Raw genomic sequence first — 12,885 nt, 5'->3', positions numbered from 1 at the left:
ATGAAGGTGGTGGTGATCAGCAGCGTCTGGCCGATGTCGGGCTGGATCAGCAGCAAGGCGACCGTCAGGCCCCAGACACCGAAGGCGATGCTGACACCGGGCACGCCCTCGCCCTTCTGGCCCTCCGCGAACATCCAGGCGGAAAAGACGATCAGGCCCGGCTTGGCGAACTCGCTGGGTTGCAGGCTGAACGGGCCCAGGTTGATCCAGCGGGCGGCACCCTTCACCTCGTCGCCGATGAAGGGCAGCAGCATCATGGTGACGATGGCGCACAGCAGGGCGGCCAACGCGATGCGGCGCACCCCCTTGGGCGAGAAAAAGGACGTACCCAGCAGCATGACCAGCCCGGCACAGCTGAACACCATCATCCGCCAGCTGTAATGGAAGGGGTCGGTGATCGACTGGTCGGCCAGGATGGCGGCAGGGCTGGAGGCAAAGCTCAGCGCCACGCCCATCCCCATCAGCGTCAAAGCCGCGGCCAGCAGACCCCGGTCCACGGTCCAGAACCAGTTGGCGACCGGTCCCTTGTCATTGCGCGAAAACGCGGGGCTGTAGGCTTCGGTCATGACGGGGCCATGGGGGTTGCGCCGAGGGCCAGGACGGCGGCGCGAAACGCCTCACCCCGCACCTCGAAGTCGGGATACTGATCGAAACTGGCGGCGGCGGGGCTGAGCAGCACCACCTCGTCGCGCCCCGTGGCGGCGGCGGCGGCATAGGCCTGCTGCACCGCCGTCGCCATGTCGCCGCTGATCCGGTGCGGGGTCTCCCCCAGCCGGGCGGCGAATGGCCCCGCGGCCTCGCCGATCAGGAACGCCTCGACCACGCGCGGGAACAGCTCCTCCAGATCGTCGATACCGCCCTGCTTGGCCCGCCCGCCTGCGATCCAGAAACTGCGGTCATAGCTGGTCAGCGCCTGCCGGGCGGCATCGGCATTGGTGGCCTTGGAGTCGTTGACGAAGCGCACGCGGCCGAGCGTGCCGACGGTCTCCATGCGGTGGGCCAGGCCGGGGAAGGAGATGAGTCCCTGGACGGCGGCCTCATGCGACACGCCAACAGCGCGGGCGGCGGCATAGGCGAAGGCGGCATTCTGGGCGTTGTGGCGGCCGCGGAGAGAGCGGGCCATCCTGAGGTCCGCTATGGCTACACCGTCGCCAGTCAGTTCACCGTCGGTCGCCTCAAGGTTCATCATGCGGCCCTCTAGGAACAGTTCACCGCGCCGTCCCGGGTAGCGTCCCATCACGTTGTCAGGGTTCGTTCCGCCCCGTCTACCGCCCCCTGCCGACAACACCTTGGTGGTCACGGCGGTCAGAGTCCCCGGCAAACCGATCAGTTGATTGTGCAGCTTCCTTCCAGCGGGCTCGTCAGTACCGATTAAGGCGAACCGCCCTTGACCATAGCCTTGGAATAACCGCGCCTTGGCCGCAACATACCCCTCCATCCCACCATGCCGGTCCAGATGGTCCGGGCTGATGTTCGTCAGGATCGCCACGTCCGGCGCAAAGGTGGTGGTCAGGTCCAGCTGATAGCTCGACACCTCGATCACATAGACGGCCTCGGGCGTCGGCTCCGGCAGGGCCAGCACGCCGATGCCGATGTTGCCGCCGACATGGACGGTCAGCCCGGCCTGTTTCAGCACCCAGCCGATCAGGGCCGTCGTCGTGGACTTTCCATTGGTGCCAGTGATGGCGACGACGCGGGGGCGCTGTCCCTCCGGCAAGGCCGCCAAGGCCCGCGCGAACAGTTCGATGTCGCCGATGATCTCGATCCCGGCCTCATGCGCCTTGTCCACCGTCCAGTGCGGCTTGGGATGTGTCAGCGGCGCTCCGGGCGACAGCACAAGGGCCGCGAAACCCGACCAGTCGGCGACGGTCAGATCCTCGACCGCAAACCCTTCGGCCTCCGCCTGCATGCGGCTGGAGACACTGTCGTCCCACAGGACGGGCAAGGCCCCGCCGGCCTTGAGCGCACGCGCCGCCGTCAGCCCCGACCGTCCCAGGCCGAAGACCGCGATGCGCCGCCCCTCGAAGCCTGGGACCGGGATCATCTAGCGCAGCTTCAACGTCGCCAGACCGGCCAGGGCCAGCATGGCGGCGACGATCCAGAAGCGGATGACCACCGTCGATTCCGGCCAGCCCATCTTTTCGAAATGATGGTGGATCGGGGCCATCAGGAAGATGCGTTTTCCGGTCGCCTTAAAATAGGCGACCTGGATCATGACCGAGGCCGCCTCGATGACGAACAGGCCGCCGACGATGCCCAGCACCAGTTCGTGCTTGGTCGCGACGGCAATGGCTCCCAGCGCGCCACCCAGGGCCAGCGAACCGGTGTCACCCATGAAGATCTTGGCCGGCGGCGCATTGTACCAGAGGAAGCCCGTGCCCCCGCCGATGATGGCCGCGCAGAAGATGGCCAGCTCGCCCGAGCCCGGCACATGGTGGACGCCCAGATAGCCCGAGAAGATGAAGTTGCCGACCAGATAGCTGATAATGCCGAAGGCCGCCGCCGCCATCATGACCGGCACGATGGCCAGGCCGTCCAGACCGTCGGTCAGGTTCACCGCATTGGAAAAGCCCACGATGGTGAAGGCCGCGAACGCCACATAGAACCAGCCGACATTCAGCAACACGGCCTTGAAGAAGGGAAAGGCGATCGACGTCTCCAACCCGGGCGACGTCGGCGACAGCTCCATCCAGAGCACGGTCAGCACGCCCGCGATCACTGACACCACCACTTGGGCCGCCAGCTTCTGCTTGGACGTCAGGCCCGCAGAGGTCTGTTTCGTCACCTTGGCGTAGTCGTCGATGAAGCCCAGCACCCCGAACGCCGCCGTCACGAAGCTGACGATCCAGATATAGGGGTTGGTCAGGTCGCCCCACAGGAAGACCGCCACGGCGATACCCGCCAGGATCATCAGCCCGCCCATGGTGGGGGTGCCTACCTTGGAAAGGTGCGAGACCGGGCCGTCGTCGCGGATCGGCTGGCCCTTGCCCTGACGCGCCCGCATCCAGTTGATGAACCGGCTGCCCATGGCCACCGCCACGATCATGGCCGTTGCCATGGCCAATGCGACGCGTACCGTCTGATACTGGATCAGGTTCAGCAGGGGATAGTCCTGCGCGACGTCGGCGAACTGCAGATACAGCAGGTAGAACATCTAGATCGCCCCTCCCGGGCCTTCTGCCAGGGCCGTCAGAGCCCTCGCCACCAGCGACGCCTTCGATCCGTTGGACCCCTTGACCATGACCACGTCTCCGGGCCCGGCCAGCACCATGGCCTCGGCCGCCAGCTCGGCCGCCGTCTCGCGCCACAGGCCGCGGCGCGAGCTGGCCAGGCTGTCGTACAGCGCCTTCATCTCCGGCCCCGCCGCATGGACCATGTCCAGCCCGGCTGCCTCGATCGCGGTCGCCAGCCCCTGGTGCAGCGCCCGCGACTGGTCGCCCAGTTCCAGCATGTCGGTCAGGACGACGACGCGCCGCCCGCCCGGCCCCACCGGTCTGACGCCCAGGCTGCGGAACCCCGCCGCCATCGACAGCGGATTGGCGTTGTAGCTTTCGTCGATCAGGGTGAAGGCCCCACCGGGCGCGGCCACCTGCATGGTCTGCCCTCGCCCGGCCAGAGGCGTGAACCCGGCCAGGGCCGCCAGCGCGGTGTCCAGCGGCACGTCCAGCGCCTCCAGCATCAGGATGACGCACAGGCTGTTCAGGCCCCAGTGATGGCCCGATTGGGCCAGGCGATACTCCAGCGCCTTGCCTTGCAACTCGGCCCGCACGGTCGCGCCCTCCGCATCCGGCTCGAACCCGATCAGCCGTGCTTCGTAGGCGACCCCGGTGCCGAAGCGCAGGACCTGCGCCCCTTGCGCCCGCGCCGCCGCCTCCAGCACAGCCGCCTGGGCCACATCCCCGTTCAGAACCGCCGCGCCGCCGGGCAGCAGGCCCTCGAAGATCGACGCCTTCTCCGCCGCCACGCCCGCCTCGCCATCGGCAAAGGCCTCGATATGGACCGGGCCGACCGTCGTCACACAGGCCGCATGCGGCGCGACCATGCGCGACAGGGGCGCGATCTCGCCCGGCGCATTCATGCCGATCTCGAACACCGCCCGGGCCGTGCCCTGCGGCATCCGCGCCAGCGTCAAAGGCACGCCGATATGGTTGTTGTAGCTCTTGATCGACCCGTGCGACGACCCCGCCAGATCCAGCCCGGCCTTGATCGCCTGGGTCACGCTGGTCTTGCCGACGCTGCCGGTTACGGCCCCGCGTCGTACGGCCCGGTCGCGGGCAGCGACACCCAGGGCTTCCAGCGCCTTCAGCGTATCGTTCGTGACGATGGACGGTCCGCCCTCGACGCCATGGTCCGTCAGCGCACCGGCGGCCCCCGCCGCAAAGGCCGAGGCCGCGAACTCGTGCCCGTCCCGCGCGCCCTTCAGAGCCAGGAACAGGTCGCCGGCCACGATCTCGCGGCTGTTGTAGGTCAGGCCCGTGACCTCGAAAGGCGCGCCCGACAGGCGTCCACCCGTGGCCGCTTCGATCTGTTCGGAGGTCCAGAGCGCCTCAGGCATAACGCACTCCTTCCCCCCTCGCGGGGGAAGGTGGCCGGCGGAGCCGGTCGGATGGGGGGGCCGTTTCCGCAGACACGCAGATTGAAGCAGACGCCAACCGGAGGCGTGGGTGTTTCACCCCCCATCCGTCTCGCTCCGCGAGCCACCTTCCCCCGCAAGGGGGGAAGGAAAGCAGGAGGTCATCCATGTCTTGTCTCAAGTCTTAGGGCTTCGGCGGCGACGGTCGCGTCATCGAAGGGGTGTGTCACCCCGCCGACGATCTGACCCTGCTCATGCCCTTTTCCGGCGATGACCACCACATCCCCGTCGCGCATCATGTGGATGGCGTGGTGGATGGCTTCGCGGCGGTCGCCGATCTCCTGCGCGTCAGGACAGCCTTCGCGCACGGCGCGGCGGATAGTGGCAGGATCTTCGCCGCGTGGATTGTCATCCGTGACGATGGCGACATCGGCCAGCCGTCCCGCGATCTCGCCCATCAGCGGGCGCTTGGCCCGATCCCGGTCGCCGCCCGCCCCGAACACGACGATCAGCCGCCCCGTCGCATGCGGTCGCAGGGCCGACAGCACCGTCTCCAGCCCGTCGGGCGTATGGGCATAGTCGACATAGACCTCACCCTTCCCGCTTCCGCCGGGAACGCGCTCCAGCCGCCCCTGCGCCCCCTCGATCTTCTCCATCGCCGCCAGAACCCGCTCGGGGCTTTCGCCGCCCGCGATGCACAGGCCCGCCGCGACCAGGGCGTTCGACGCCTGAAACGCCCCCGCCAGCGGCAGCAGCACCTCATGCAGACTGCCGCGCACGTCCAGCGACAGCCGCTGCCCCTCCGGCACGGCCTTGCGGCCCAGCAAGGTCAGGTCGCGCCCGCGCTCGCCGACCGCCATCACGCCCAGGCCCGACATGATGCTGGCCGAGGCGAACTGGGAATAGGCGTCGGAATCGGCGTTCAGCACCGCCGTACGCCCGCGCGGCAGCAGGGTCTCGAACAGCCGCAGCTTGGCGTCGCGATAGGCGGCCATGTCGCCGTGATAGTCCAGATGATCCTGGGTCAGGTTGGTGAAGCCCGCCGCCTTCAGCGTGACCCCGTCCAGACGCCGCTGATCGATACCGTGCGACGAGGCCTCCAGCGCCAGATGGGTCACGCCGCCCTCGGCCAGATCGGCCAGAAGTCGGGCCGCATCGGCGGCGTCGGGGCTGGTCAGGCCGGGCCCCGTCAAGGCCTGATTAACGTTACCGGACTGTTTCAAAACCCCGAGGGTGCCCATGCTCGCCGAGGTCAGGCCCAGAGCCGCCCAAATCTGGCGGCAGAAGGCGGCGACCGAAGTCTTGCCGTTGGTCCCGGTCACGGCGACGCAGGTCGCGGGCTGCGCCCCATAGAAGCTGCGCGCCGCAATGGCATAGGCCCGGCGCACATCGCCGGAGGTGACAAGCACAGGAGCCATGGCGGCGTCGGTGTCGGCCGGAGCCAGAACGGCGGCCGCTCCCTGCGACAGGGCCTGAGGGATGAAGGCGCGGCCGTCGGCGGCACTGCCGGGCAGGGCCACGAACAGGGTGCCGGGCGCGACCTTGCGGCTGTCGGAGGTGACGCCCGTGATCATCGGGTCGCTGGCCACGTCGCGGCGCAGCAGGTCGGACAGGCGGACGGGCGGCTGGACGCTCATCGTCCGTCCCCTTCGACGTCCTCATAGGTCGGCAAACGCTCGCCGGTGGCGGTGCGCCAGACGTCGGCCCGGCGCTGGACGCCCAGGAAGGGCGCGATCCGGTCGGCGATCCGGCCCACGGCCGGTGCCGCGACGAAACCGCCCGTGCGCGGATAGGTCTGGGGCTCGTCCATCAGAACAAGGATCTGATACCGCCGCGCATTGACCGGGCCGTCGGCGGGAAAGACGCCTGCAAAGGTGCCGATGGCGTGGGCGGTCGAATAGCTGCCATTGACCGACTTGTTGGCCGAGCCCGTCTTGCCCCCGACCCGAAGACCCGGTGCATCGGCTCGTGTGCCCGAACCGTTGACGACGTTTCGCCGCATCAGGTCCAGCATGGTCAGCGACGTCTCGGGCGAAATGATCTGGCGCACCGGCGCATCGGGTCGACCGCCCTTGCGCAAGGTCAGGGGAATGAACCGCCCGCCGTTGGTCATGGCCTGCATGGCCGCGGCCATCTGCAAGGGTGTGATGGAGATGTTGTAGCCGAACGACAGCGACGCCAGGGTCGAATCCGTCCATCCGCGCGGTGTGATCGGGGCCTCGGACGCGATCTCGAACGGAGCCCGCTCCATCAGGCCGAAGCGCCTGAAATAGTCCTGCATGACCGCAGGCCCCATCTCGGTCGCCAGCCGCGAGGTGCCGATGTTGGACGAGTGAAGGTAGACCTCCTCCAGCGACATCACCTTGTTCTGGGCGTGGAAATCCTGGATGCGGCGGTTGCCGATCTGAAGCGCCTCGGAGGCGTCCAGCAGGGTGTGCATGTCGGCGCGCCCTGTATCGATGGCGGCGGCGACGGTGAAGGTCTTGAAGACCGACCCCATCTCATAGGTGGCGCTGGCGGCCAGGTTGCGCGAGTTGGTGCCCGGCCAGCTGGCCATGCCCAGAACCTCGCCCGTCTGGACGTCGGTGATGATGCCGACCGCGCCCTTGGCCTGGGTTTCCAGCGCCATGGCGGCCAGCTCATTCTCCAGCACGCCTTGGACGCGCAGGTCGATCGAGGTCTGGAAGGTTTCACCACGCGCACCGGCGGCGCGGACCTCGGCATCGAACGCCTTCTCGACGCCCGACAGGCCGACCTCGCCGCCCTCCTCGACGCTGCCGACGACGTGGCGCGCGGACTGGCCCAGCGGATAGACCCGCACATCCTCCGGCTCGAACGTCAGGCCACCCAGGGCCAGATCGTGCACGCGGGCGCGCTCGGCCGGCGTCAGACGGGCCAGGGCCAGCACCCGACGATCGCCGTTCACGGCGCGGGTCAGGCGGCTCATGCGGATGCGGGGCACGGCCTTCTTGATGGCCGCGATGGTGGCCGGTCGGTCCCAGACCTCCGACGGATCGATATACAGGCCGTAGTGGGTGATGTTGGCGGCCAGCAGGGCCCCGTTGCGATCGACGATGTCGGCCCGCATCGTGGCATTCGGATGCGAGGCACTGCCCACCCCCACCTGCGGCCCCCACAGCGCCGCCTTGGCCGCACCAAGCGCCAGACAGAAAAACACGCCCGCGAACAGCCAGCGGATCAGCAGGATTCGCACCCGCGTATCCTCTTCGGGTCGCGCATCGGCCCGCGCCCGGCCAAAGGCATGCTCGACCCACCACATGGCCTCGCCCAGCCAGCGCCAGGACGGCAGTTTGCGCGACAGCTCGCCCAGTCTGGACACAGCGGGGGCCGGACGCGTCCAGGCCTGATGATGCGGATCGTGCACGCTCATTGCGCGACCTCCGCAGACGCTTCGGGCACCGCTGCCTGCTCTTCCGCGACCGGCGCGGGACCGGCGGGCGGGGGCGCGATGACCACGGGGCGAGGATCAGGCTCCGGCGCGATCAGGGGCAGACCCTGCTCCGTCGCCTGACGATGCACATCGACGGGGCCCAGACCGGCCTCGCGCGACAGGGCCTCCAGACGTGCGGGCTGCTCCAGACGCGCCACCTCGGCGCTCAGCAGGCGGACCCGCTCGCCGTTGGTCGCGATCTGGCGCTCCATATCGGCGATCTCGCTGCTCTGACGCGCCGCCGCTGCCTTGGCGACATAGACGGACAGGACCATCAGGGCGACCAGAATGACGCCGATGATCTCGACCCAGCGGATGCCCCGGACCTTCCAGGCAAAGACACGTTGAACGACGGCAGGAACGGTCATGCGGCCACCCTCCCCCACGGCGCGGCGTCGGTCCGCACCGCGGCCCGCAGCTTGGCCGACCGGGCCCGCGGATTGGTCGCCAGCTCGGCCTCGCCCGCCTCGCGCGCGCCCTTGAACGCCAGGGTGAAGCTGGGCTTGCGGGTGTCGATGGCCACCGGCGCATGGCGCGATCCGCCCGGCGCATTGCCGGTCCGCTCGGTCAGGAAGGCCTTGACGATGCGGTCCTCCAGCGAATGGAAGGTCACGACCGCCAGACGGCCACCGGGGGCCAGGGTCGCCTCGGCCGCCTCCAGCCCGGCGCGCAACTCGCCCAGCTCATCATTCACCGCGATGCGTAGGGCCTGAAACACGCGCGTCGCTGGATGGATGGCCGCCCCACGACGTCCACCCAGGGCCTTCTCGACCACGGCGGCCAGATCCAGCGTGCGCTCGAACGGCTTCTCCGCTCGGCGACGCAGGATGGCCGTGGCGACCCGGCCCGACTGGCGCTCGTCGCCATACAGTTTGAAGATGTGGGCCATCGGCCCGTGGTCCCAGGTGTTGACGATGTCGGCGGCGGTCTCGCCCTCATCCGACATACGCATGTCCAGCGGCCCGTCGCGCATGAAGGAAAAACCGCGCTCGGCCTGATCCAGCTGCATGGAGGACACGCCGATATCGAACACCACCCCGTCCAGACGCGCCTCGCCCGTCCCGGCAAAGGCCTCGGCCAGGCCGGAAAACGGCGTGCGGACCAGCTGAAACTTGCCGGGATAGTCGTTGGCCACGGCGTCGGCATGCGGCTGGACCGTCGGGTCGCGGTCCAGGGCGATCACGGTCGCGCCGGTCGCCAGGATGGCGCGGGTATAGCCACCGGCCCCGAAGGTGGCGTCGATGATCACATCGCCAGCTTGTGGCGCGAGGGCTTCGATCACTTCGTCCAGCAGGACCGGGGCGTGGGGGGCGGCGGTCATGCGCCCTCCCCTGCCGCTCGGGTCGTCTCACCGTTCATGACCTTGCGGGCCAGGGCGCGGCTGGCGGCGCGGCGGGCGTTCCACGCCTTGCGGTCCCAGATCTGGAAGCGCGGCCCCATGCCCGCGATAACGACATCCTCGCCCAGCCCGGCCTCCTGGCACAGACCTTCGGGCAGGGTGATGCGGCCACCGCTGTCGTAGGACAGCGGGCGCTGGGCGGCATAGAAGGCCTCTTCCATGGCGGTGCGTTCGTCGCTGCCGAACGGCAGGGCCTCGATGCGGGCGACATATTCGGCCATCAGCCGGTCACCGCCGGCCTCCAGGCAATCCGAGGCGATGGAGAAGAAGCAGAAGACGCCGTTCTGGGCTCCGTTGTCGGCGGTGCGGAACTCCTGCGGGATCAGCAGGCGCCGCTTTCCGTCCAACTGTTTCTCATAGGTTCCGAGAAACACGATTGCCCCAACTCGGGCCCTTCGACCCGCCCCTCTGATCCGATTGACGCCGTTCGGCGCACGCCTCACCCCACTCGATGCGAATGGGATAGCATGGGATTGAATGGGTCTCAATGGGATTAGTTGACGAGGATTAACCTCAAATGGGCTCGGAAAGGCAGTAAGTCCGTGAACATACACGGAACATGCAGAGTATAGACAGGCTGTGGACTGTTATCACGCCGTGATGCTCACACAGGCGTTAACGGCCTCACCTCCCCATCGCCCGCGATGGGGAGGGGGACCGCGCGAAGCGTGGTGGAGGGGGCGGCTCCGTCGGGAGAGATTGGCGGCCCGACTGGCCACCACCTGCGCCGCCCCCTCCGTCACGGCGCAAAGAAGCGCCGCGCCACCTCCCCATCGCCATGATGGCGACGGGGAGGAGACATATCCCTACGCTCAAGCAGCGAGCGACCGCGTCGCGAGCACTAGCGCTCTTCCACTTGGAAAAAAGCGCTCAAGCAGCGAGGCTCCGCGAGCCGAGCGTTAGCGCCCTTCCTCTTCAAAGAAAGAATGTCAGACGGCCTGTAAGCCGGGTTCTGTTCCGCACCGAGATGCAGCGACGATCATTCATCTGGACCGCCCATCGCTGGACGGTTCTCGCGACCTACCCGGACGTCTGGGGCGGTGAGCCCTGCGAGCGAACTCGCGCAACGTCCCTATTCGGTCTTGCTCCAGGCGGGGCTTGCCATGCCGTCGCTGTTACCAGAGACGCGGTGGGCTCTTACCCCACCCTTTCACCCTTACCGGTCCCGCAGGTCCGGAGGTTTGCTTTCTGTGGCGCTATCCCTCGGGTCACCCCGGGCGGGCGTTACCCGCCGCCTTTTCACCGTGGAGCCCGGACTTTCCTCGACCGAGGCCGAAACCCCCGCCGCGACCGCCCGGCCGTCTGACGGGCGCTAGGTGCGCTTTTGCGGCGCGCAGGTCAACGCCGGCTCAACGGACTTCGCGAAGGTCCGCAATGGGTGGTTAGCGGACGTTGGCTTTACGCGCCGGTTGACACGTGGTGAAAGGGACAGGCTACTGACCGAACGCTGTTGGAGCGCGCGCATGAAACCCGAGAACCGCCCGGAACGCCGCTTCGGCATGGCGACTGCCGTCGTGCTCGGAAGTCTGCTTCTGGGCGCCACAACCCCTGCGGCAGCAGCGGAGTGCCGAATCCGTTTTACGGACTTTGTGATTGAGCCCTACCAGTCAGGTGGCCAGCAAATGCAACGGCTGGTTCTGGTCGGGGACCACAACTATTCGTCGGCGACCAATACGGGCGGTGCCGGCAGAACCGAGTTCCGGGTCGCGGACGGCGACGGCTTCCTGATTTTCTCGCTTCTCTCGTTGCGCTGGCAGACCGGCTTGTCATCCGGGGCCGAAACCGGCCGGGTATCACGAGCCGAAGTGCGGACCTTGCAGCAAGCCATGGAAATGGGGCGGGCCTATTACGCAAGACTGATCGAGATCATCTCGGCTGAGCCGAGGCCTTCCAACTATGAATCTATGCGCGGACGCACAGACATCAAGAACGAAGTCATTGCGGAAACACTGACGGTCCTCGCCCAAGGGCGCAGCTATCGCGCGAACAACGATACGATTGTGATTGATACGGGACGGATCAGAACCATCGCGGCCAGGTTCCGTCCGGGTGGCGACATGATGTCCCAATATCGCGACTTTCGCGTTCGGGACGGCGCGCCAAACCTGCTGTGCGATCCGGATGCCGCCAGCGTCCTGATCGGCCGCCTGGCCTGCGGCGACATTTCGATTGCAAGCGCGAGACCGCCGTGCCCCGACGGTCTCGTCATCGATCCGATCGTCTGGCCAGCGATCGGCTGACTGCTGCCCTTCATTTTCTCAAGCACGACAGAAGAGGCGCAGAGCCTTCGTCAGATGTTGGCTGCCGAGAGCCGGGTCCTCAACGGGTCGGTTGCGGACATTAGCTTGCAAGCCAGAACCAGACACTTCCTCCCTGTCTTGCGAGCGCGCATTCCGAACGTCGCCTTGGGGGTGGGGGACGTTGCTGATACCCGTGATCGCATTTAAGCCTGCGGTCTGTGGTTCAAGAGGACAGACATGCGGGACAAGAAAAAGTTTACATTGGGCATGGCTATCGGTGTCGCTGCCGGGATGGTCCTGTATCGCGTCCTATTCGGCTAGACCCTTCGAGGCGTCTGCTTTGGGTCGAGAGCGGTCGCCGACTTCAACGCCGAAAGCGGACATTGGCCGGGTGGTCGGGAAGCAATCGCATCCGACATCCGCCAAGGCTGGAAAGCCCACCCTCTCGGCCGCCCCGCTAGTTCAGCACCCCGGTCGTGCTCTCCGCCGTCGCCAGTTGCAGCACGCCCATCAATGTCGCCCGCGTCTCGCCGTCCGCCACGCCGTCCACCTGGGCCGGACGCCAGTGGCGCTGGAAGGCCTCGACGGTCAGGCAGGTCGCCTCGTCATAGTCGCCGCCGGGGGGCAGGCCATAGCCCAGGCGGTGCAGGCCGGCGCGCAGGACGATGACGCCCAGACCCTCGTCCCCGACCTTCAGCGGCACGCCAAGCGCAGCGACCCGCTCCTGCGCCGGTTCGAACCACAGGCCGTGGCCTGCGCCCGCCAGACGCTTCCATGGAAACCGCTCGCCCGGATCCTGCTTGCGCTCAGGCGCCAGGTCGGAGTGGGCGATGATGCGGTTGTCGGGGATGGTCCAGCGGGTGCGGATGTCGGCGATCAGGCTGATAACCGCATCGACCTGAACCTCCGGAAAGTCGCGATAGCCGAACTCATGGCCCGGATTGACGATCTCGATGCCGATGGAGGCGGCGTTGCAGTCGGTTTCGCCCAGCCAGACGCCCCGCCCCGCATGCCAGGCCCGCCGTTCCTCCGGAACCAGTTTCAGGATCGAGCCGTCCTCGTCGACGACATAGTGGGCCGACACCTTGGCCTCGGGGTCGCACAGCCGCGCGATCGCGGCGTCAGCGGTCTGCATACCCGTATAATGGAGGACCAGCATGTCCGGCGGGCCGCGCCGGGCATCGAAATTCGGGGACGGGACGTCGCGGACGATCAACATGAT

At 67.6% G+C, this 12,885-nt stretch carries 11 protein-coding genes and 1 other RNA gene; 1 reads left to right on the top strand and 11 read right to left on the bottom strand.

Features of this window, described 5'->3' with window-relative positions:
• From JHC81_RS07795 to rnpB, 10 genes are all read right to left on the bottom strand, one after another.
• Positions 1-566, bottom strand: a 566-nt coding sequence (locus tag JHC81_RS07795; protein ID WP_292172934.1) for an FtsW/RodA/SpoVE family cell cycle protein, incomplete at its 3' end; no start/stop codon positions are given.
• A complete protein-coding gene (gene murD / locus JHC81_RS07790) occupies positions 563-2,044 on the bottom strand; it encodes a UDP-N-acetylmuramoyl-L-alanine--D-glutamate ligase (RefSeq protein WP_292172931.1) in 1,482 nt (493 codons plus the stop codon). The genes murD and JHC81_RS07795, both read right to left, overlap by 4 nt.
• Entirely contained in the window at positions 2,045-3,154 is a 1,110-nt protein-coding gene (gene mraY, locus JHC81_RS07785; protein WP_292172929.1) for a phospho-N-acetylmuramoyl-pentapeptide-transferase, read from the bottom strand.
• A complete protein-coding gene (gene murF, locus JHC81_RS07780; protein WP_292172926.1) occupies positions 3,155-4,555 on the bottom strand; it encodes a UDP-N-acetylmuramoyl-tripeptide--D-alanyl-D-alanine ligase in 1,401 nt (466 codons plus the stop codon).
• Between the two features lie 179 nt (positions 4,556-4,734).
• Positions 4,735-6,210: a UDP-N-acetylmuramoyl-L-alanyl-D-glutamate--2,6-diaminopimelate ligase gene (locus tag JHC81_RS07775; protein WP_292172923.1), complete on the bottom strand. Its 1,476-nt coding sequence runs from the start codon at positions 6,208-6,210 to the stop codon at positions 4,735-4,737.
• Positions 6,207-7,964 (bottom strand): penicillin-binding protein 2, encoded by a 1,758-nt coding sequence (locus tag JHC81_RS07770; protein WP_292172920.1) that lies wholly within the window; start codon positions 7,962-7,964, stop codon positions 6,207-6,209. Before JHC81_RS07770 ends, JHC81_RS07775 begins: the two co-directional genes overlap by 4 nt.
• Complete coding sequence (locus JHC81_RS07765; RefSeq protein ID WP_292172917.1) at positions 7,961-8,392, bottom strand: cell division protein; 432 nt, start codon at positions 8,390-8,392, stop codon at positions 7,961-7,963. Before JHC81_RS07765 ends, JHC81_RS07770 begins: the two co-directional genes overlap by 4 nt.
• Positions 8,389-9,345 carry a 16S rRNA (cytosine(1402)-N(4))-methyltransferase RsmH gene (rsmH, locus tag JHC81_RS07760; RefSeq protein ID WP_292172915.1) on the bottom strand — a complete coding sequence of 319 codons (957 nt, stop codon included), beginning with the start codon at positions 9,343-9,345 and terminating at the stop codon, positions 8,389-8,391. The genes JHC81_RS07765 and rsmH overlap by 4 nt, the downstream gene beginning before the upstream one ends.
• Positions 9,342-9,797: a division/cell wall cluster transcriptional repressor MraZ gene (locus JHC81_RS07755; RefSeq protein WP_292172912.1), complete on the bottom strand. Its 456-nt coding sequence runs from the start codon at positions 9,795-9,797 to the stop codon at positions 9,342-9,344. Before JHC81_RS07755 ends, rsmH begins: the two co-directional genes overlap by 4 nt.
• 551 nt (positions 9,798-10,348) lie before the next feature.
• Positions 10,349-10,729, bottom strand: an RNA gene (gene rnpB / locus JHC81_RS07750) — RNase P RNA component class A.
• A gap of 157 nt (positions 10,730-10,886) precedes the next feature.
• On the opposite strand from rnpB, the gene JHC81_RS07745 reads away from it, so the two are divergent.
• Positions 10,887-11,663, top strand: coding sequence for a hypothetical protein (locus JHC81_RS07745; RefSeq protein ID WP_292172909.1), 777 nt, complete (start codon positions 10,887-10,889; stop codon positions 11,661-11,663).
• A 457-nt stretch (positions 11,664-12,120) separates the two neighbouring features.
• Here JHC81_RS07745 and JHC81_RS07740 read toward each other — a convergent pair whose 3' ends face one another.
• Positions 12,121-12,882: an N-acetylmuramoyl-L-alanine amidase gene (locus JHC81_RS07740; RefSeq protein ID WP_292172906.1), complete on the bottom strand. Its 762-nt coding sequence runs from the start codon at positions 12,880-12,882 to the stop codon at positions 12,121-12,123.
• Positions 12,883-12,885 lie beyond the last annotated feature (3 nt).

Source organism: Brevundimonas sp., from assembly GCF_016463295.1.
Lineage (GTDB): Bacteria > Pseudomonadota > Alphaproteobacteria > Caulobacterales > Caulobacteraceae > Brevundimonas.
This window is presented reverse-complemented; position numbering and strand designations above follow the sequence as displayed.

Excerpts from the sequence above, each read along its gene's own strand:
- murD (WP_292172931.1), bottom strand. The coding sequence starts at position 2,044 with ATGATCCCGGTCCCAGGCTTCGAGGGGCGGCGCATCGCGGTCTTCGGC.
- JHC81_RS07765 (WP_292172917.1), bottom strand. The coding sequence starts at position 8,392 with ATGACCGTTCCTGCCGTCGTTCAACGTGTCTTTGCCTGGAAGGTCCGG.
- JHC81_RS07745 (WP_292172909.1), top strand. The coding sequence starts at position 10,887 with ATGAAACCCGAGAACCGCCCGGAACGCCGCTTCGGCATGGCGACTGCC.
- murF (WP_292172926.1), bottom strand. The coding sequence starts at position 4,555 with ATGCCTGAGGCGCTCTGGACCTCCGAACAGATCGAAGCGGCCACGGGT.
- rsmH (WP_292172915.1), bottom strand. The coding sequence starts at position 9,345 with ATGACCGCCGCCCCCCACGCCCCGGTCCTGCTGGACGAAGTGATCGAA.
- JHC81_RS07770 (WP_292172920.1), bottom strand. The coding sequence starts at position 7,964 with ATGAGCGTGCACGATCCGCATCATCAGGCCTGGACGCGTCCGGCCCCC.
- mraY (WP_292172929.1), bottom strand. The coding sequence starts at position 3,154 with ATGTTCTACCTGCTGTATCTGCAGTTCGCCGACGTCGCGCAGGACTAT.
- JHC81_RS07740 (WP_292172906.1), bottom strand. The coding sequence starts at position 12,882 with ATGTTGATCGTCCGCGACGTCCCGTCCCCGAATTTCGATGCCCGGCGC.
- JHC81_RS07775 (WP_292172923.1), bottom strand. The coding sequence starts at position 6,210 with ATGAGCGTCCAGCCGCCCGTCCGCCTGTCCGACCTGCTGCGCCGCGAC.